Below are 18414 nucleotides of genomic sequence, written 5' to 3'. Positions count from 1 at the left end.
ACGTCCACCTGCCCACCGGCGCCATTCCGCGGCAGAGTGACAGGGCTGCCGTTCAGTGGAGCAGCAGGCCGAGGATCCCGGCGGCGCTGACGACGTACGGTTCGGGGATCTTGAAGCGCCACAGCAGGGCGAGGGTGGTCAGGGCTATGGCGGCGGTGGGGATGTCGATGACGGCCTGGCGGGTCAGGACGACCACCGCGCCGCACAAGGCGCCGCCTGCGGCGGCGGTGGCTCCGGTGACGAACGCCTTGAGCTGGGGGTTGTCGCGGTGGCGGACGAACCAGCGGCCGGGGACGACGACTCCCAGGTAGATGGGGATGAAGATGGCGACGGTGGCGACGAGAGCGCCGGTGGTGCCGCCGACGAGGTAGCCGATGAAGGCGGCGGTGATGACGACCGGGCCGGGGGTGAGTAGCCCCATCGCCACGGCGTCGAGGAACTGTGCCTGGGTGAGCCAGTGGTGCTGGACGACCACGCCGTCGCGCAGCAGCGGGACGATGGCCAGGCCGGAGCCGAAGACCAGGGCGCCGGTCTTGAGGAAGAACAGACCGAGGGACGCCAGCGTCCCGCCGGACGCGAGGGTGCCGAGCGTGGTCGAGGCCAGGGGCCAGGCGGCGATGCCGCGCACGGCTTTGTCCTTGCCGGGGTCCGGGATGCGGCGGCGCGGCAGCCGCAGGTGCGGGCGGGCGTCGAGGGTGATCATCAGCAGGCCGGCGCCGACGATGAGGTAGATCGGTTCCCGGCCGCTGAGGGCGGTGACGGCGAATACCACCGCGCTGATGGCCCAGGCCCGCCAGTCCTTGCCGTCGGTGAGGTGGACCAGTTTGTACGCGGCGATGGTGATGATCGCCATGACGGCGGGGGCGATGCCGTAGAAGAGCGCCTGTACGGCGCTGAGGCCCGCGTAATGGGCGTAGACGGCTGCGACACCAGTGACGATGAGGAACGACGGCGCGATGAACGCGAGTGCGGTCGCCGCTGCGCCGAGCGCGCCCCGCTTGAGGTAGCCGACCCACATGGCGACCTGCGCTGCCAGCGGACCGGGCATGGTCTGGCCGAGGGCGACGCCGTTGAGGAATTCCTGCTTGGCCATCCAGCCGCGTTTTTCCACCAGGTCGCGCTGCATGTAGCCGACGACGGCGATGGGGCCGCCGAAGCCGAAGGTGCCCAGGCGCAGGAAGTACCGCAGCACGGTGGCGAAGCCCGGGTGGCCCGGTGCCGTGGCCCGTCCGGGTATCTCGGCATCGCCTGCGCTGCCGGGCGCCGTCGTGTCCTCGGATCCCATGCGGGCACTGTAACCGTGGTTGCAGTTCTCTATCAATGGGCGCAGTCGCCGGTCAGATGGTGATGACGTTGACCGCCAGGGAGGCGAGAGTGGCGAGGGCGCGGGCCTGGGCGTAGCGGCGTGGGTCTGCCGGGATGCGGACGTCGGCGTAGAGGCTGAGGAAGATGTAGGTGAGGATGGGCGCGGCCCAGTCGTTGGCGGAGAATCCCGGCAGGCCGTCCTTGTTCAGCGACGTCATGTTCGCGGAGGTCCGCCACAGGTACACGGAGGCCGCGGACAGTACGGCGACCGCGGCCATGTCGAGCCATGCGGATCGGGGCAGCCGCCAGATCGCCATGGCGAGTGCGAGAACGCCGGTGATGGCGGCGGTCAGCCCGATGTGGGCGGTGCTGAAGATCTCGGGTGACGAAGCGATGACGAGCGGCATGGCGTGCTCCGGGATGACGTGGTCAGGAGGGCTCGCGCCCCAGCAGCATGCCCCGGTGGTGGTACTCGTACAGGCCGTCGAAGAGCGGGCCGGTCAGTTCCAGGATCCGTTGGTCGTCGCAGATCATGGACAGGCCGCGCAGGACGACGTCCACACCGGGGGCTTCGGGGGCGTCATAGCGTTCGTCGTCCAGGTCGGCTTCGTGGACGATCTCGGCCAGTTTCCACAGCACGGGGTCGGTCAGCTCGTAGTGGCGCAGGATCGTCTCGAAGGAGCAGTCGCCGCCGTGGTGGCCGAGCTGCACGCCGCGCATGTCGAACGGCGTCGCGTCGTCCGGGACTTCGGCGGGGTCGGTGACGAAGACGAACTCCGCCTCCTTGTCGACGTGCCGGCGGATGAGCCAGGCGCAGGCGGCCCGGTCGATGTGGATCCCGGCGCGGGTGGCCCACTTCATGCGTTCTTCTCCCGATGACTTGCGGCCTTGGGCACTGAGGCGCCTGGTTCGTCGGTGAGGGCGTGGACGGCGGCGTGTGCGCGGTCGCGTTCGAGGGGCGGGAAGAAGTCGCGGCGGCCGATGCGTCGTAGTTCGGCGCGGAGCCTGCGGACGACGGCTGCGGTGTTGGCCGCGCCTGTGGCCTGGGTGGCATGGTCGATGACGGCTTGGTACTCGGCGGCGCGGGCGGCGGCCATGGACGTGGCCAGTTCGTGTTCCTGGGCGTGGGTGGCGGGCCGGGCGATCCAGATGGAGGCGGTGCCGCCGGCCTCGATCGCCTCGTCGGCGATCCACTCCAGCTGTTCGCGGGTGCGGGCGTCGGCGGGCAGTGCGACCAAGCCGTCGGAGAGCTGGGCGACGCCCAGGCGCTTGAGCTTGCGCCAGAGGGTGATGCGGGGCGTGGAGGGTTCGCGGGGCATCCGGTAGGAGAGCAGTACCCACTCGCCCGGGTCGCGGGGCGGCCGGTCAGCGGTCATGGCGTGTACCGATCCGTGCAGCGGTGGACGTTGTCCGGTTCATCGACGCTCCCTGCAGCCAGCTCACGTTCAACGTAACCATGGTTGCACGCTGGTGTAGGTGCCTCAAGCGGTCCCGGGTGGCTGCGGAAGGGGCGGGAGAGTGATCCATACGACGGCGCCGCCCTCGGGGTGGTTGAAGGCGCCGTACTGGCCGCCGGCGGCGCGGGCGATGGCGGCCGTGATCGCCAGTCCGAGGCCGGTGCCACTGGTGGCGCGGGAGCGGTCGGCCTGGGTGAAGCGGTCGAAGGCGTGGGGAAGGAAGTCGGGCGGGAAGCCGGGGCCCTGGTCGCGGACCTCGATGCGGATGCACTTCTCGCCGGGGCGGACGGTCACTTCGACGGGGCCGCGGCCGTGCTGCTGAGCGTTGTGGATCAGGTTCGTCACCGCCCGATCCAGGCGGTCGTTGGGGACTGCGGCGGCCAGCCCAGCGGGGCAGCCGACGGTGATGGACTTGTCGGGGGAGCCGTTGCGCAGGCGGGCAGCCACGCGATGCAGAAGCGGGGCCAGATCGGGCACGGCTGACCCGGCCGACGTGTCGCGGCGGTCGGTGCGGGCCAAGAGCAACAGGTCCTCGGCGAGTTGGACCAGCCGTTCGGTCTCCTCGTGTGCGGAGACGAGGGCGGCGTGCAGTTCGGTGGCCTCGCGGGGATGGCGGAGGGCGAGTTCGATCTCGGTGCGCAGGAGGCTGAGCGGGGTGCGTAGTTCGTGGCTGGCGTCGGCGACGAAGAGGCGTTCGTGGTCGAGGGCGGTCTGGAGGCGTGTGAGCATGTCGTTGAGGGTGGTGGCGAGGCGGGCGATCTCGTCGCGGCTGGGTGGTACGTCGAGGCGGTACTCGGGGGTGTCCTCGGTGACGGCGGCGGCCTGGGTGCGCATGCGTTCCACCGGGCGCAGGGCCGCAGCGGCCAGCAGGTAGGCGCCGATGGTGGCCAGCACGAACACGATGGGCAGGGCAGTGAGCAGTTCGCGCAGCAGGTCGTCGAGGGCTTCCTGCTGGGCCTGGTGGGCGATGCCGGTGGCGGCGCCGTACTCGGCCTGGGATTCGCGGAAGCGGCTGAGGGTGAGGTAGCCGGCGCCGGTCAGGACCAGCGCCATCACGGCGGCGAAGATCGCGGTGAGGCGGATACGGAGCGGGATGCGGTTCATGACGTGCGGGTGGAGGGACGGCCGCCGTCGCGGCGGATCCGGTATCCGGCGCCGCGCACGGTTTCGACGGCGCGGGTGCCGTAGGGTCGGTCGATCTTGTCACGCAGGGCCTTGATGTGGGCGTCGACCACGTTGGAGCCGGGGCTGGTGCCCAGGTCCCAGCAGTGCTCGACGAGCACGGCGCGGGTCAGTACGGTGCCGGGCCGGTGCAGGAGTGCCTCCAAGAGGGCGTACTCCTTGGCGGTCAGGGGCACCTCCTCGTCGCCGCGCCGCACGGTTCGGGTGGCCGGGTCCAGGGACAGGTCGCCGGCGGTCAGGACGGTGGGGCGTTCGACGGGTCCGCGTCGGATCAGGGCGCGTAGCCGGGCCATCAGTTCGTCCAGGCTGAAGGGCTTGGTGAGGTAGTCGTCGGCGCCGCCGTCGAGGCCCTGTACGCGGTCGGTGACGGCGTCCCTGGCGGTGAGCATGAGGACGGGCAGCCAGATACCGCGTCGCCGGAGAGTCGCGCACACCTCGAAGCCGTCCGGGCCGGGCAGCATCACGTCCAGCACCATCGCGTCGTAGGCGGCGACATCAGTGAGGGCGAGGGCCTGCGGGCCGTCGGCGGCTGTATCGACGGCGTAGCCCTCCTCGGTCAGGGCCCGTTGCAGCAGGTCCCGCATCTTGGGCTCGTCCTCAACCACCAGGATCCGCATCGCGCCTTCCCTCGTCCGACATCACCGCGCACGTCATGGCGCCTTTCACGTTCCCCGCCGCTGATGAAGACGGCATGAAGTCACCCGTTTGTACGTGTGGGTCTTCATGCCAACTTCATCAGCGGCGGATTCGCTGATCGCAGAGGCATCTACGACAACGATCTCCACGAGGAGTGGTCATGTCACCCCGTTCGCTCACCAAGCCGGCCGCAGGAACGGCGGCCGCGCTCCTGCTGGTGACGGGCGCCGGCCTGCTGACAGGCTGCGGCACCCAGACGAGAAGTACCGCCGACAACGCCATGAACGCGGCAGCGATACAGACCGATGCCCCACACGGCCACCTTCAGCAGCCCGTGCAGACCACGGAGAAGGACTGGAAGCCGGTCGCTGACGCCCTCGGCCGCACCGGAACGCTGATGAAGGGCACCGTCTACCACATCGCGCTGCCCCGCAAGGACCTCAAGGTCACCACCGAGGGCGTCGCGATCAAGCCGGGCCTGTCGCTCGGCGGCTACGCGAACTTCGCCAAGTACCACGACGGCACCATGCTCATGGGCGACCTGGTCGTCACCGAGGACGAACTGCCCAAGGTCACCGACGCGCTCCAGGCCGCAGGCATCGAGCAGACCGCCCTGCACAAGCACCTGCTCCAGCAGTCCCCGGCCATCTGGTGGACCCACGTCCACGCCATGGGCGACCCGGTGAAACTCGCCCAGGGCCTGAAGTCCGCGCTGGACGCCACCGCCATACCGCCGGCCTCGCCGCCCCCGCCCACCCAGCCGCCCATCGCGCTGGACACCGCCGGCATCGACAAGGCGCTCGGCCGCAAGGGCACCACCGACGGCGGCATCTACAAGTTCACCGTCGCCCGCAACCAGACCGTCAATGACGGCACCCATGTGCTGCCTCCTGCCCTCGGCCTGACCACCGGCATCAACTTCCAGCCGCTCGGCGGCAACAAGGCGGCCATCAACGGCGACTTCGTCATGACCGCACCCGAGGTGCAGAAGGTCATCCAGGCGCTGCGGAAGGGCAACATCGACATAGTCGAGCTGCACAACCACTCCCTGACCGACCAGCCCCGCCTGTTCTACCTGCACTACTGGGCCACCGCCGACGGAGTCACCTTGGCCAAGGCCCTGCGCCCGGCCCTGGAGGCGACCGACCCGGCTCCCGCCTCATGATCGGCTGGGGCCAGATCGACTACGGCGCGGCGCTGTCGGCCGTCGTCGCGGCCTTGCTCATCGCGGCCGCCCGGGGCCGCGGCCGTGACGTCCTGGCGACCGGCGCGCTCGCCGCGGCCATCGGGCCCCTGGCCTGGAACGCGATCCTGCGTGCCGCGCACGGGGATCAGTTCTTCACCGACGCACCCGTGACCGTCTTCCCTGTCAGCTGGCAGGACACCGGCTCCGGGGTCTTCACCCTGGCCGCCGCGTCCCTCGGCTACGGTCTCGATCCACTGGCCGCGCAGCCGGCGCGCACCAGCATCCGCTACGCGCTCCTGGCCGCTGTCGCGGCCCTGCTCGTCGACATCTACTTGTACTGAATGGCATCTACCTGTACTGAACGGTCCGGCCGTCGCGGGGCTGCCGCCCAGGACGACCGGGCCCCTTCGCCGCCGACCCCGGGAAGCCCGCACATGATCCGTCACCTCAGCCCCCGCACCCTGCTCGTCCTGGCCGCCGGCCTGGTCCTCGCGGCCATTGCAGCCGTGGCCGGCGTACTGCTCACCCGGGGCGGCGACAAGCCACCCAAGGAGGCGCTGCCGCTGCGCCAGGTGAAGGAGATCTCCCTGCCGGGCGACAGTTCCCGCTTCGACTACGCCAGCCTCGACCCCGGCCGCGGCCTGCTGTTCATCGCCCACCTCGGTGCGAGCCAGGTCATCGAGGTGGACACCCACGCGGACAAGGTCGTGAGGACCATCTACGACCTGCCCGGCGTCCATGGCGTGCTGGTGGTCCCCGCCCTGCACCGGGTGTACGCCACCGCCAGTGACGCAAACCAGGTCGCGGCCATCGACGAGACCACCGGCAAGGTCCTGCACCGCAGTCCCACCGGCGGCACTCCGGACGGGCTGGCCTACGACCCCGTGCACAACAGGGTGTGGACCACCAATGAGTCCGGCGGCTCGGAGACCGTCGTCGACGCCGGCAGCGGAGCGGTCCGCGGCACGGTGCCCCTGGGCGGCGAGGCCGGCAACGTCGCCTACGCCCCCATCACCCGGCAGATGCTCGTCGACGTCCAGACCCGCAACGAACTCGCCGTCATCGACCCGACCACCCTCCACATCACCCGCCGGGTGCCCCTGCCCGGCTGCGACCACGACCACGGACTCACCCTTGACTCCGCCGACCGACTCGCCTTCGTCGCCTGCGACGGCAACGCCCGCCTGCTCACCCTGGACCTGGCCACGTGGCGCGTCACCGGCACCGACGAGGTCGGCCAGGACCCCGACGTGCTCGCCTACGATGCCCCCGCCCGTCACCTCTACGTCGCAGCGGAGTCCGGCTGGGTCACCACCGCCGACACCCATGACCGACACCTGACCGTCACCGGCCGCGCCCACCTCGCCGACGGCGCCCACGTCGTCGCCGTCGACCCCACCACGCACCTCAGCTACTACCCGGTTCCGCACGGCTCCGGCGGACACCCGGCGCTGCTCGTGTACCGGCCGGGAACATGACCTCCCGACGGAAGCGGCAAGATTGGTGTAACCATGGTTGCATGGTGACAGTCGGAGAAGAGCCCATACAGACGACTGCGTTCGCCTTGGACCAGGTCACGGTCCGGCGTGGCGACGCGACCCTGCTGGAGGAGATCACCTGCGCCATCCCCGCCTCGGCCTGCACCGCCCTGGTCGGACCGAGCGGCGCGGGCAAGACCACCCTCCTGCGCCTCCTCAACCGCCTCGAAGAACCCACGACCGGAACCGTCACCTTCCAGGACCGCCCCCTGCCGGCCTGGAACGTCCTCACCCTGCGCCGCCGCGTCACCCTCGTTGGCCAGCAACCCGTCCTGCTCACCGACACCGTCATGGACGACCTGCGCGTCGGCCGCCCCGACCTCGACCGCCACGAGGCGGCGACCCTCCTCGACCGCGCCCACCTGCCCGCCGCCTACCTCGATCGCCCCACCACGAACCTCTCCGGCGGCGAAGCCCAACGCGTCTGCCTGGCCCGGGCCCTGGCCGTCACCCCCCAGGCGCTGCTCCTGGACGAACCCACCTCCGCACTCGACGCAGTCGGCACCGCAGCCGTCGAGGGCGTCGTACGCGATCTGGTCGCCGACGGTCTGACCGTGGTCCTGGTCAGCCACAACACCGCACAGGCACGCCGCGTCTCCGACCACGTCCTCGTCCTCGACCACGGTCACCTCGTCGACCAGGGCGAGGCCCACCGGGTCGACTACCTAAAGGAGTACGCGTGAACCCCGCCGTCCCCACCTGGGCGGGAGTCGCCGCCTCCGCTGCCCTCATCGCCCTCACCATCGCCGTGGCCTGGCACGGACGCCTCCGACTGGGCCGCGACATCACCGTCGCCGCCGTCCGCGCCGCCCTCCAACTCGCCGCCGTCGGCGCCCTGCTGCTCCTGGTCTTCCGCCACACCGGGCTGACGGGCGCCATCGGCTGGCTCGGCATCATGGTCCTCATCGCCGGGCAGGTCGCCGCCCGCCGCACCCCGGCCCTGCCCAAAGCCCTCCCCACCGCGACCGCCGCGATCACCATCGGCACGGCCGCGACCATGGGCACTCTGCTCGCCCTCGGCGTGATCGCCACCCAGGCCCGCGTCGTCATCCCGGTCGGCGGCATGGTCGTCTCCGGCGCCATGCAGGCCACCGCCCTCGCCCTGACCCGCCTCCACGACGAGGTCCGCACCGCCCGCCCCGCCATCGAGGCCCGCCTCAGCCTCGGCCTCGCCGCCACCGACGCCTTCGCCCCGCACCAGCGCACCATCGTCCGCACCGCTCTGATCCCCGCCCTCGACTCCACCAAGACCGTTGGCGTCATCAGCCTGCCCGGGGCCATGACCGGTCTCATCCTCGCTGGAGTCGACCCCTTCACAGCGATCCGCTACCAGATCGTCGTGATGTACATGCTTCTCGCCGCCGCAGCGCTGGCCGCGCTCATCGCCGTACGGCTCTCCGAACGCGCCTTGTTCGACGACGCGCACCGGCTGCGCCCGCTCGCCGCACAGTCCGCCGGCAGCTGACCGTCACGTCAACTGTCCCGGTCGGCGACCGGCTGTTGGAGGTGGGCGGTGTCGTTGAGGGCGGCGAGGGTCCAGAAGCGGCGGCCGTAGGGGTCGTGGTGGAGGTGGAAGCGGGTGAGGCAGGCGTGCTCGGTGCCGAAGTCGATGCGGGATGACGTGGAGGGGCTGAGTTCCAGCAACAGGTGGCAGGCGGCGTGGATGGTCTCACCGTGGCCGGCGAGGAGGATGCTCTGGCCAGCGTGCCGTTCCAGCAGCGCCGTCAAGGCGCGGCCGGCGCGGAGCAGGTAGCCGTTCCAGGTGTCAGAGCCGGGCGACCACGGCAGGTCGGGGCTGGCGGCAGGGCGACCCTGGAACTCGGCTTCGACGTCGCGCCACGGCCGCCCGTCGGCCTGCCCGTGGCGGGGACCGTCGAGACCCGGGTCGGTGAGCAGCGGTAGATCGAGGGCGGTGGCGAGGATCCGTCCGCTCTCCTGGAGCCTGGCTCTGGGGCCGGCGTACAGGACGTCGAAGCCGGGCCCGGTGCGGTGTTCTGCGGTGAGGCGGGTGGCGAGTCGGCGGGTCTGCTCGCGGCCCCGGACGGTGAGTCCAGTGCAGGTCAGCGGGCCGCCGACGAGGCCGTCGACGTTGCACTGGGCTTCGCCGTGGCGGGCCAGGACCAGCCTGGTCGTGATGGTCACGGGTGCGAGGGACCCCTCCAAGTGGGCGCCGCCGCCAGGCTGGTGGGCCCGTCGGCGGCGCGGCCGGTCACAGGGTGGCGGCGAGGGCGTCGGCGGTGCGCAGGGTGAGGGCGGAGAGGGTGAGGGTGGGGTTGGCGGTTCCGCAGGTGGGGAACACGGACGAGCCGACGACCCAGACACCGCGGTGGGCGTGGGACTGGCCGGTGGGGTCGACCACGGAGGCCGACGGGCCGGTGCCCATGCGCATGGTGCCCATGAGGTGGCCGGCGCCGAGGAAACGGAGGTCCGGCTGCAAGGGGCTGACCTCGGTGGCTCCGGCGGTGTCCTCCAGGTGCTGCCACATCCGGCGGGCGACGCTGTGGCCGTAGGCGAGGGCCCGTTTGGAGTAGTCGTCGATGCGGTAGGCGATTTTCGGGCGGGGGATGTCCAGGGCGTCGCGTTCGTCGGAGAGGGTGACGCGGTTGGCCGGGTCCGGGAGCTGCTCGGTGGAGAAGCTGATCCTCAGTTGGCGGGTGACGCGGTCCCGGATGGCCTGCTGGAGCGGCTGGCCGGTGAGTTTGATCCGCTTGTTGGCGTCGTCCCACATGAAGTGGGCGAGCGCGACGGCTGGCGGCTCGGTGCGGCCCCAGCCGTCGTTGCCGATGGTCATGCGGAAGGCGCCGTTGTTACGGCGGAAGTCGCCGTCGCGGAAGGTGTCGATGCCGAGGGCGGACTGCGGGCCGCGGAAGGGGAAGACCGGCTGGCCGAACAGGCCGACGATCTCGTTGGCGAGGTGGTCCATCAGGTTGCGGCCGACCTGGTCGCTGCGGTTGTCGAGGCCGGACAGCAGCCAGAGCTTGGGGGTCTCGATGGCGTTGACGGCTACGACGACGTGCTGCGCGTCCACCTGCTGCTCGGCCTTGTCGGCGGTGGTCCAGTCCCGGAAGACCACGGTGGGGGCCAGGTTTCCGGGGCGTGGGAGGAGCCGGGTGACGACGCAGGCGGTGCGGATCTCGACGCCGAGCCGATCGCGGGCCAGGCCGATGTGGAAGCCCGCGTCGTACTTGGCACCGGAGGGGCAGACCGGGATGCAGCTGCTGTTGCCCTGGCAGGCCGAACGGTCCCGGTACTCTTCGGAGTTGCGGGCCTGCGGAGTGGTGACCACGGTGACCGGTACGCCGTCGATCGGTCCGATGTCGGCGAGCGCGGCGCGGACGAGCTCGTCGCCGTAGCTGGGCGCCATGCCGGGCATCGGGTACGGGGCGCTGCGCGGGGTGAGGCCGACCCACTCGTCGTCGTTGCCGGACACCCCGAGTTCGGCCTCGGCCTGGACGTAGTACGGCTCGAGGTCCGCATAGGCGATCGGCCAGTCCGCGCCGACGCCGTAGTTGGTCTTGAGCTGGAAGTCGTTGGGCAGGAAGCGCGGGGTGTTGCCGCGCCAGGCCCAGGTGCTGCCGCCGAGCATGCGCTGGAAGCCGCTCTCGTACAGGTCCGGGCCGGTCTCTACGTAGTAGCGGTTCATCGCCACCGGATCGGGGGCCCCGTCCGAGGAGGGGGCGTAGCCGAGCCGGTTGTTGTCGAGGCCCGCGTACGGGGAGGGGACGTTCTTGATCGCGGCGGTCTGGTAGGCCGCGACGAACGCGTCACGGTCGGGCTTGGCGGTGCCGTTGTTGCCGGCGTCGAGGAGCAGGATCCGGGCGTCCGGCTTGGCGCTCTTGATCCGGCAGGCGGTGAGGGCTCCGGCCGCTCCGCCGCCGACGATCACGACGTCGTACTGGGGGTTCATGACGGGGCGTCTCCTCGACTCACGGGTGGTCGGTCCAGTAGCCGTAGCCGCTCGGCGCCGGCGGCTGGGGAGCGAAGGACGGCGGGTGGGCCTCGATGACACGCCAGATCAGGCCGTCCTGGTACTGGGCGGGTGTGCCCGGGGCGTCGGGTTTGCCGTCCGGCCGGGTGAACTGGGCGGTGTACCAGACGGTGATGGTCTCCCGGGTGAGCCGTGCAAGGGCTGGGTCGGCGTTGACCGCGTCAACCAGAGCCTTGCCCGGGTCGTCCTGGCTCGTGACAGTGCGGTAGGCGTCGAGCAGCCGCGGCACGTCGGCGGGGAAGGCAGCGGTGAGGCGCACACGGTAGTCGTCGGCGCGCTGGGCGTTCAGCCTGCCCTCGCCGGTGAGCAGTTCGGACAGCGCCCGGAAGTCGGTGGCGTCACTCATGGTGCGGCTCGTTCTCCGGTCTACTTCTCGACGAACACGAGGTCTTCGATCGGGCGGGTCATCCGCAACGTGTTGCCGTTGGTGACCTCGACCACGCGCTGGAGGCCGACGATGCTGTCGCGCTGCCCGGGGACATAGAACTCGTCGGCGCCGCCGGCCAGATAGGAGGGGAGACAGGCGAGAGACGGGCCGAAGAGCCGGATGTAGTCGGCGAGGCGGCGGAACAGCTTGGGCACGATCACCAACTCGTCGGTGAGCGAGGCCAGGCTGTCGATCTTCGCGCCGCTGGTCGTCACGTCGTACGACCAGACGCCGCCCGGAACCTGGGCCGCCCTGGCCTCCTGCGTGGTCGTGGTCATGTTCGCCCGCAGCTCCCGGGGGAGGTTGCTGTAGAAGGTGGGGTACACCAGGCCGCGGGACAGCAGGTGGTGATTGGCGGTCCGGTGCAGCATGTCCACGGTGACGTCGATCCGGTCGCCGCTCTTCGCGGGCTTCGGAGGGTTGCCGATCTCCGGCGGGTCGCCGCGACCGATCAACGCGACGCAGCGGCCGTAGACGTCGGCGCCGGAGGTGAGGATGTAGCCGGGCACGGTCTCCGGGGCCGAAGCCGTGACCTTCTCCTCGGGGTCCTGTACGACGTCGTCGAAGCCCAGCCAGCTCAGCAGCTCGTCTCGGGCGGCGTGCGCGCCCAGGCGCAGTGGCTGGTGGACGAATTCGGGCCCGACCCCCTTGTAGTGGGTCTCGGTGGCGTCGATCCCGTCCAGCCGGAGCGAGGCGCCGCCGTTCTCGTCCCGCTTGACCCGGTGCTGGCCGGGGACCTCGCACCAGAACCCCGGGTCGCGCGGGGTGAAGTGGACCGTATCGCCGTCGGGCCGGTCGCCGAGGATCCGGTACGAGCCGGTGATGAGCAGCATGGACATATCTACCTCCTGTGTCCTATTGGTAACTTATTGCTATCAAATGTTCGAACTGACCACGAGGGCCGGACGGAGAGTCCACACTCCTGGAGGGGGACCCAGGCGTGACCACTGGAGGGAAAGGCTCGACTGAGACCAAGACCAGGACCACGAAAACGACGAAGGCCCGGACTGCTGAGCGGTCCGGGCCGTTGCCTGCGGGCAGACAGAGGCAGAGGGCACGAAGGCTGCCCCTTCCACGGGCGATCGCCGTCGCTACCCCAGATGGAGACGGGTCACAGGCCGGTGACGGGCTGTCCGGTGAGCGCTTGGGCGATCTGCCAGAGCTGACCACCGCGGGACGCCTTCACGAGCACGACGTCACCGGGGCGGAGGACGGAGCCGAGGTAGGAGGCAGCGGTGGCGTTGTCGCCCACCAAGGCAATCTCCGGGACCCCTGCTGCGCCCGCCGCGAGAGCGAGCTGCTTGGCGAGGTCTCCGCCGACCGCCACGACGAGATCGACCCCACTCTCGGCTGCGAAGCACTCCCAGGTCGGCCGCCAGGCTCGCGATCCCCGCGTGAAGTGCTCCACCCGGGGTCAGAACCTCGTGCTTGACCGCGAGTTTCAGGAGTTCCGTCACCGTGGGCGCCTTGTGCGTGAGTCCGACCATGGCCGCCCCCACCGCGAAGTTGCTGTCGCGGGACATGCCCGGCGTGCTGTTGACCTCCAGCACGTACGGCTGGCCGTCCTCGGTGAGGATGAAGTCGATGCGAGCCGAGCCGCGCAGCCCGATCCCGTCCCACAGCGTCCGGACGTCCGCGGTGATTTTGTCCAGTACATCGGGAGCCAGCTCGGCGGCGCGCACGGTCACGGTCCCCTTGGAGTCCACGTCGAGCTTGGTGTCGGCGTCGTAGAACTCGGCCTCGGTGGCTTCGGTGGCCAGCGGCGGGAAGACGATGGCGGACCCGCCCGGCAGCTCCAGCAGCCCCACCGTCAGTGGCAGGCCGCTCACGTATTCCTCGACGAGAACGGCTGCTCGCTCGTCGTCGGCAGCGTCCGCCAGGGCGCCGGGGAGGTCCGCCGGATCGCGTACAAGGCTCATGCCCACGCTGGACCCGCCGAACGGGGGCTTGACCATCACCGGGCGCCCGTTCCAGGTCGCTGGGCCGCCGGTCCAGACGTGTCGGCCGGGCGTGGGGGAGCAACCGCTCGCGACGGCCGGTTCCACCGTGTCGGCATCGGCCTTGACGACGTAGACCTCCCAGGGCTCCTGGCCGGTGCCGTGGACCCAGACCTTGTCCTGGAGGGCGTAGCAGCAGACGGTGTCGTTCTCCTCGGCCGTGGCCAGGCCGGCCTCGCCCAGGCGGGTGGTGGCGGCGCGGATGGCCTCGGTGGGTTCGGCCTCGACGCCGAGGTGGTCCATGCGGGTCGCCTCACCTGCCGTGCCTGCGATCATGACGAGCTTGAGCGGGGGGCTCGGTGATGGCGAAGTTGGCACAGCCGTCGCGGAGTTTGGAGGGCTCGGTGCCGAAGAGCTTGCTGCAGAAGGCGACGGACGCGTCGAGGTGCTCGTACTCGCGCAGGATCGGCACTCGTCGGCTGGCGTGTTCCGCGACGGCGAGAACGTGTACGCGGGCACCGGTCACCATGACGGTCTCGAAGCAGGGGACGGACGAAGTCGGCTCCTGTCCCAGGTCGACTCGGACAGGAAGGACAGGTACTCGCGAAACCCCAGGCGCTGAGCCAGCGTGGAAAAGAGGTCATCGAAGCGGACGGCGTACGCTTCCAGCGGACCGGGCGAGGGCGGACAAGGCAGCCTCCTCGTCATTCCGGGCTCCACAGACCGTAGTTGACGCCTTCACCACACGGCCTGCTCCCAGACGAACCCGCCGTCAGCAAACCACCGCCAGGAGTCCCCTGGGCCGAGGCCCAGGGGACTTCGTGGTCAGCGCCGGTAGTACGGCAGTGACGAGCCGGACGCGGTCGCGAGTACGGCTTCCGTGCCGAGGCTGTTGCCGCTGTCCTGGTACATGGACAGTTGGCCGTCGGACCAGCGCACGAGGTAGTCGTTGGGCCGGGTGTCGGTGCTGGTGAAGTTGCCCGACGCGGTGAGCGTGGCGTGGGTCCACAGCGTGCTGGGGGCCCGCAGTCGCACCTCTCCGTGGAAGCCGTACTGGTTGATGTCCGGGTACAGGGTCAGTTCGCCGTCGGACCAGCGGACCACGAGGTCTGACTCGTTGGTCCCGGCGAGGTCGGCGGACGTGAGGGATGTGGCGTGCGTCCAGGTGGAGTTGGCAGGGTTGAGCCGGACCTCGCTGTGGAGGCCGGTGGAGTTGATGTTCTTGTAGAGCGTGGTCTCGCCGTCGGACCAGCGCACGATCAGGTCGTCGGGCCAGTGGTCGTCGGTGGTGTAGCGGCCCGCGGTCATGGCGACCTCGTGCTGCCACAGCGTGCCCGGCTTGACGAGGGTGATCTGGCTGTGCAGGCCGCGCGCGTCGACGTCGGGGAAGAGGGTGAGGCTGCCGTCGCTCCAGCGCACCAGCAGGTCGTAGGTGTCGGTGCCCGTGAAGTCGCCGCCCGTGATGGAGACGGCCTTCGTCCAGGTGGTGTTGGCCGCGACGAGTCGTATCTCCTTGTCGAACCGTCCGTTGCCACCACCCCGGTACAGCGTCAGCTCGCCGTCCGACCAGCACACGATCAGGTCGCCCTTGTCCGGATCGGGCGAAGGCGAAGGCGTGAAGGAGCCGGAAGTGACGAGGGTGGCATGGGTGAGTGTGGAGGCGCCGGGCAGCACATTGGGACGCGCGGGGGCGGTGCCTGCGACCGCCGCCTTGTACAGGTTCTGCACGTCGGAACCGTAGGACGAGCTGTAGGAGACGTCGTCGGTCGGTCCGCCGGTGTCCCAGCCGCCGATGCTGCCGACCACGTCGCCGGTGCCGGTGGTCGGGTCGAAGTTCTCCAGGAACGGGCTGCCGCTCGTGCCGGAGGCGAAGCCGTTGCACGCGATCTGGAGGTACGAGCCGGGGGTGCCGTCGGTCGGGGTGTACTGCGTGGTGTTGTTGTCGCAGGTCAGGGGCTGCGTGGCGGTGCCGGGGTAGCCGACCAGCCGAATGCTGGGGAAGGCGTAGCCGCGGCCGGTGGCCAGGTTGTTGCCGCCCACCACGTCCTGCACCTGCTTGCCGTCGCTGCGCGCGCCGACCTGGGCGAACGCCATGTCCCACGAGGCGCCCTGGACGTGTCCGCGGTCGTAGTAGCGGGGATCGATCCAGACCCGGCTGCGGCCTTCGGAGTCGGTGGCGACGGGGAAGATGCCGTACGGCTGGGGATTGGCCGCGGTCCACTCGGGGACGAACGCGAGCGAGCCGCCGCCTGCCCGCCCGTCCATGCAGTGCCCGGCGGTGAGCACGATGTTGTGGTGCGGGCTGTTGATGACGCTCGCGGTGCAGAAGTAGGAGCCGCTGCTGGTCTGCATGTACATCCGGCCGACCATCGGCAGCCCGCCGAAGTAGGAGCTGACGGGACCTGTCCCGCCCGTGCTGGTGGGGGACGGGCTGGGCGAGGCGGTGGGGCTCGCCGAGTCCGACGCGCTGGGGGAGGTGCTCGGGGAGGCGGACGAGGTGTCCGTCGGCGCGGCGGTCGGGGTGTCCGTAGCGGTGGCGGAGGGATCCGGGGTCGAGGTGTCGGTGGGTGTGTCCGTCGGGCCGGCGGTGCCGGTCGGCGTGGCGTCCATCGGGACCTCGCGCAGGTCCTGGGCGTTCAGGCCACCGGTCACCGGCGGCTTGACGAGGCCCTGGAGCGTGGGGTGGGCGGCCTTGCCCGCGGTCCGCGGTCTGGCGTCCGGAAGCGGCTTCGCTTCTGCCATGCGCTGCGCGGTCCAGAACCGCTTGGCCGCCAGGGCTGTCCAGTGCGGCGCGGCGGCTGGGAGACGCGGGGCGGTGTCCGGTATCGCGGACGTGTACGCCGGAGGGGCGTTCGTGGCGCCTGCCGTATCGACCGAGACGACGAGAGTTCCGGCCAGGGCGGCTATGGCGCCGACGGCGGCCACGAGAAGGGCACCACGCCGACTCGCGCGGTGCCCGGCAGTTCTGCTCACTTTGGGCTGAATTCCCCCCACTTGGCGTGACCCTCCGTCACGCAGGCTCTAGGACTAGCAGAGAGTACGGCACTGCTGCTCGGGGATCGAACCATGGGGCGAATTCACCTCGGTGACGAGCCGGGCGGCCGGTGCCGGCTCCCGGACGCACAGCGGGATCGGGGTGAGCCGCCGTGGGCGAAGGCCTGCTGGTCGAGGCCGAGGCGTGTCGCGATCGCCGGTGGATTCCAGGCCTTTCGGTCTTCTCGGAGGCCGTGGGCGCGCCGCGCGTGCATGGTCCGCCGCTCCCGGCAACGCGGGCCGTTCGGCGTGCCGTTCGCTGCGAGAGCGGAGAGGCAAGCAGGTCGGTCTCGCCTGTGAGCTTTCCGGTCGTGCGGCACGTGGGGCGGCGCTGCGGTGCCGGGGCCGGCACGCGGTGCGCGTCGGCGGTTGTATCGCGGCTCGACGTGTCGTAACCCGGCTGCCGGCAGCCAGAGTCAGACGGCGACGGTGACCAGGTGGATGGGCTGGGCGATGCCGTGCCCTCCCGGGTGACCGAAGTAGGGGCCGTGGAAGAGACGGCCGCGGTCGTGGACGATGGCAGGAGCCGGTGCGCCCAGCGCCGGACCAGCCGAAGGTGCGAGGCGGCGGGGCGTGCCGCGGCTATGAACGCCGTCATCGGGGCGAACAGGACGAAAGGGACCAGGCCGCTGGTCGTGGTGTGCCAGAAGTCGGTTGTCGGCAGGACAGCCCGGCTCCAGCGAGGGCGCACAGCGCATCGGCAGCGCGACGTCCGCGACCGAGAAGGCCCCGAAGGCGACCACCATGCTCCGGCCGACCGTGGCCCACAAACACGGCGAGTCGGCGATGGCCAGGGCCGCGCCGGCCATGACGAGGACGGGGTGGCCAGTTCGACACCGCGCCACCGCCCTGCCCAGAGCATGACCAAGACGGATGACCACGACGATGAACACACCGAACCGAGGCCGAAGATGAACCCCCTCGCCGCGGTCCACACCGCCGAGTCGACGGCATACCCACCCTCTTCGCCCACGCCACCGGCCCGATGCACGCCGGACTCGGCTTCCGCGTCGGCATCACGCACCTCGCCCTGCACCGCCAGGGCCTGGCCGACTACCACTTCAACGGCGCGACCAAGGCCGCCTTCACTCACTTTCACGTCCTCGGGGCCGAACGCGAGATCGCCGACTACCTGAAAGGAGTCTGCGCAGACCTGGTTCACACAGGACAACGCCGTGCTGTGGATCGCCGGCGAGCGGCTGCCGGCCGGGCTCACTCTCAAGCTGCCCTCCGGTCCGATCCGTCCCCTGCCCGCCGTCACCTGAGCCCTCCCGACGGCCCCTGCGGCTCAGTTCGTCGAGGCCTCGACTGGTCGGCCTTGACGCATCCATGCAGCAACGTCGAACACGCGCGGGATCCCGATGTCCTCGCCGATACCGGCCTTGCGGCGGAAATGGACCAACTGATCGTAGAAGGTGCCGTTGTCCGCCCGTAGGGCTGCTGCCAGCGCCGCCCAGGTAGTGCTCCACGAAGCCGAACACGGTCGACTCGCCCTCGCCCTCGCCCCGGTCCGCGTACAGGCCCCACGCGGAGCCTGCCCGGCCTCGTCCAGTCATCGTCTGGGCAAGACGCCCGGCGAACCCCGCACGGCTCGACCGATGCTCGCTCGGGTCGTTGAGCGCTGCATCGGCCATCAACGCGGTCAACGCCGGGCTCATGACCGGGGCCACTGGCCCCAACGGGCGAGCCACCCAGGGGTTGCTGGATTACAGGCCAGGACTTCGC

Annotated in this window: 19 protein-coding genes and 3 pseudogenes; 5 read left to right on the top strand and 17 right to left on the bottom strand. The window is 70.5% G+C overall.

Annotated features, from left to right (window positions below; genetic code table 11):
* Positions 1–52: 52 nt before the first annotated feature.
* The 6 genes from chrA to M878_RS57170 form a co-directional block, all read right to left on the bottom strand.
* Positions 53–1285 (bottom strand): chromate efflux transporter, encoded by a 1233-nt coding sequence (gene chrA / locus M878_RS57195; RefSeq protein ID WP_023545514.1) that lies wholly within the window; start codon positions 1283–1285, stop codon positions 53–55.
* Between the two features lie 52 nt (positions 1286–1337).
* Positions 1338–1712 (bottom strand): hypothetical protein, encoded by a 375-nt coding sequence (locus tag M878_RS57190; RefSeq protein WP_023545513.1) that lies wholly within the window; start codon positions 1710–1712, stop codon positions 1338–1340.
* Between the two features lie 22 nt (positions 1713–1734).
* On the bottom strand, positions 1735–2166 hold the full coding sequence (locus tag M878_RS57185) for a chromate resistance protein ChrB domain-containing protein (protein ID WP_023545512.1): 432 nt from the start codon (positions 2164–2166) through the stop codon (positions 1735–1737).
* Positions 2163–2681, bottom strand: a complete 519-nt coding sequence (locus M878_RS57180; protein ID WP_023545511.1) for a Chromate resistance protein ChrB — start codon at positions 2679–2681, stop codon at positions 2163–2165. The genes M878_RS57185 and M878_RS57180 overlap by 4 nt, the downstream gene beginning before the upstream one ends.
* Positions 2682–2786: 105 nt before the next feature.
* Positions 2787–3866, bottom strand: coding sequence for a sensor histidine kinase (locus M878_RS000000101010; RefSeq protein WP_023545510.1), 1080 nt, complete (start codon positions 3864–3866; stop codon positions 2787–2789).
* On the bottom strand, positions 3863–4561 hold the full coding sequence (locus M878_RS57170; protein WP_023545509.1) for a response regulator transcription factor: 699 nt from the start codon (positions 4559–4561) through the stop codon (positions 3863–3865). The genes M878_RS000000101010 and M878_RS57170 overlap by 4 nt, the downstream gene beginning before the upstream one ends.
* Before the next feature lie 179 nt (positions 4562–4740).
* Here M878_RS57170 and M878_RS57165 point away from each other — a divergent pair, with 179 nt between their 5' ends.
* The 5 genes from M878_RS57165 to M878_RS57145 all read left to right on the top strand — a co-directional run bounded on the left by M878_RS57165 (position 4741) and on the right by M878_RS57145 (position 8769).
* Positions 4741–5745, top strand: a complete 1005-nt coding sequence (locus tag M878_RS57165; protein WP_023545508.1) for a DUF1259 domain-containing protein — start codon at positions 4741–4743, stop codon at positions 5743–5745.
* Positions 5742–6107, top strand: coding sequence for a hypothetical protein (locus M878_RS57160; RefSeq protein ID WP_023545507.1), 366 nt, complete (start codon positions 5742–5744; stop codon positions 6105–6107). The genes M878_RS57165 and M878_RS57160 overlap by 4 nt, the downstream gene beginning before the upstream one ends.
* Positions 6108–6200: 93 nt before the next feature.
* The gene (locus tag M878_RS57155; RefSeq protein WP_023545506.1) at positions 6201–7244 is read left to right on the top strand and encodes a YncE family protein; all 1044 of its coding nucleotides are present in this window, start codon (positions 6201–6203) and stop codon (positions 7242–7244) included.
* Between the two features lie 41 nt (positions 7245–7285).
* Positions 7286–7987: an ABC transporter ATP-binding protein gene (locus tag M878_RS57150; RefSeq protein WP_023545505.1), complete on the top strand. Its 702-nt coding sequence runs from the start codon at positions 7286–7288 to the stop codon at positions 7985–7987.
* On the top strand, positions 7984–8769 hold the full coding sequence (locus M878_RS57145; protein ID WP_023545504.1) for an ABC transporter permease: 786 nt from the start codon (positions 7984–7986) through the stop codon (positions 8767–8769). Before M878_RS57150 ends, M878_RS57145 begins: the two co-directional genes overlap by 4 nt.
* A gap of 8 nt (positions 8770–8777) precedes the next feature.
* On the opposite strand, the gene M878_RS57140 is transcribed toward M878_RS57145, so the two are convergent.
* From M878_RS57140 to M878_RS000000101005, 11 genes and pseudogenes are all read right to left on the bottom strand, one after another.
* Positions 8778–9446, bottom strand: a complete 669-nt coding sequence (locus M878_RS57140) for a histidine phosphatase family protein (protein ID WP_023545503.1) — start codon at positions 9444–9446, stop codon at positions 8778–8780.
* 67 nt (positions 9447–9513) lie between these two features.
* Positions 9514–11211, bottom strand: a complete 1698-nt coding sequence (locus M878_RS57135; protein WP_023545502.1) for a GMC family oxidoreductase — start codon at positions 11209–11211, stop codon at positions 9514–9516.
* Between the two features lie 19 nt (positions 11212–11230).
* Positions 11231–11638 carry a sugar dehydrogenase complex small subunit gene (locus M878_RS57130; RefSeq protein ID WP_023545501.1) on the bottom strand — a complete coding sequence of 136 codons (408 nt, stop codon included), beginning with the start codon at positions 11636–11638 and terminating at the stop codon, positions 11231–11233.
* 20 nt (positions 11639–11658) lie between these two features.
* Entirely contained in the window at positions 11659–12558 is a 900-nt protein-coding gene (locus tag M878_RS57125) for a hypothetical protein (protein WP_023545500.1), read from the bottom strand.
* A gap of 272 nt (positions 12559–12830) precedes the next feature.
* Positions 12831–13127 (bottom strand): hypothetical protein, encoded by a 297-nt coding sequence (locus M878_RS99575; protein WP_051430069.1) that lies wholly within the window; start codon positions 13125–13127, stop codon positions 12831–12833.
* Between the two features lie 118 nt (positions 13128–13245).
* Positions 13246–13638: pseudogene (locus M878_RS47235) on the bottom strand (ATP-grasp domain-containing protein); the annotation flags it as partial.
* A 105-nt stretch (positions 13639–13743) separates the two neighbouring features.
* Positions 13744–14185, bottom strand: a pseudogene (locus tag M878_RS96160) (ArsI/CadI family heavy metal resistance metalloenzyme); the annotation flags it as partial.
* A gap of 26 nt (positions 14186–14211) precedes the next feature.
* A pseudogene (locus M878_RS000000101765) lies at positions 14212–14364 on the bottom strand (IS701 family transposase); the annotation flags it as partial.
* Between the two features lie 117 nt (positions 14365–14481).
* Positions 14482–16581 carry a trypsin-like serine peptidase gene (locus tag M878_RS57115; protein WP_023545496.1) on the bottom strand — a complete coding sequence of 700 codons (2100 nt, stop codon included), beginning with the start codon at positions 16579–16581 and terminating at the stop codon, positions 14482–14484.
* A 524-nt stretch (positions 16582–17105) separates the two neighbouring features.
* On the bottom strand, positions 17106–17498 hold the full coding sequence (locus M878_RS57110; protein ID WP_023545495.1) for a hypothetical protein: 393 nt from the start codon (positions 17496–17498) through the stop codon (positions 17106–17108).
* Positions 17499–17977: 479 nt separating this feature from the next.
* Complete coding sequence (locus M878_RS000000101005; RefSeq protein ID WP_280923683.1) at positions 17978–18241, bottom strand: DUF6308 family protein; 264 nt, start codon at positions 18239–18241, stop codon at positions 17978–17980.
* Positions 18242–18414: the final 173 nt, after the last annotated feature.

It is taken from the genome of Streptomyces roseochromogenus subsp. oscitans DS 12.976 (assembly GCF_000497445.1).
GTDB classification, from domain to species: Bacteria; Actinomycetota; Actinomycetes; order Streptomycetales; family Streptomycetaceae; genus Streptomyces; species Streptomyces oscitans.
Note: the sequence above shows the minus strand (reverse complement) of the source record. Positions and strands in the feature narration are given on the sequence as shown.

Bases quoted from the DNA above. Each gene is read 5' to 3' on its own strand.
- chrA (WP_023545514.1), bottom strand. From the start codon at position 1,285: ATGGGATCCGAGGACACGACGGCGCCCGGCAGCGCAGGCGATGCCGAG.
- M878_RS57190 (WP_023545513.1), bottom strand. From the start codon at position 1,712: ATGCCGCTCGTCATCGCTTCGTCACCCGAGATCTTCAGCACCGCCCAC.
- M878_RS57185 (WP_023545512.1), bottom strand. From the start codon at position 2,166: ATGAAGTGGGCCACCCGCGCCGGGATCCACATCGACCGGGCCGCCTGC.
- M878_RS57180 (WP_023545511.1), bottom strand. From the start codon at position 2,681: ATGACCGCTGACCGGCCGCCCCGCGACCCGGGCGAGTGGGTACTGCTC.
- M878_RS000000101010 (WP_023545510.1), bottom strand. From the start codon at position 3,866: ATGAACCGCATCCCGCTCCGTATCCGCCTCACCGCGATCTTCGCCGCC.
- M878_RS57170 (WP_023545509.1), bottom strand. From the start codon at position 4,561: ATGCGGATCCTGGTGGTTGAGGACGAGCCCAAGATGCGGGACCTGCTG.
- M878_RS57165 (WP_023545508.1), top strand. From the start codon at position 4,741: ATGTCACCCCGTTCGCTCACCAAGCCGGCCGCAGGAACGGCGGCCGCG.
- M878_RS57160 (WP_023545507.1), top strand. From the start codon at position 5,742: ATGATCGGCTGGGGCCAGATCGACTACGGCGCGGCGCTGTCGGCCGTC.
- M878_RS57155 (WP_023545506.1), top strand. From the start codon at position 6,201: ATGATCCGTCACCTCAGCCCCCGCACCCTGCTCGTCCTGGCCGCCGGC.
- M878_RS57150 (WP_023545505.1), top strand. From the start codon at position 7,286: ATGGTGACAGTCGGAGAAGAGCCCATACAGACGACTGCGTTCGCCTTG.
- M878_RS57135 (WP_023545502.1), bottom strand. From the start codon at position 11,211: ATGAACCCCCAGTACGACGTCGTGATCGTCGGCGGCGGAGCGGCCGGA.
- M878_RS57130 (WP_023545501.1), bottom strand. From the start codon at position 11,638: ATGAGTGACGCCACCGACTTCCGGGCGCTGTCCGAACTGCTCACCGGC.
- M878_RS57125 (WP_023545500.1), bottom strand. From the start codon at position 12,558: ATGTCCATGCTGCTCATCACCGGCTCGTACCGGATCCTCGGCGACCGG.
- M878_RS57110 (WP_023545495.1), bottom strand. From the start codon at position 17,498: ATGGCCGGCGCGGCCCTGGCCATCGCCGACTCGCCGTGTTTGTGGGCC.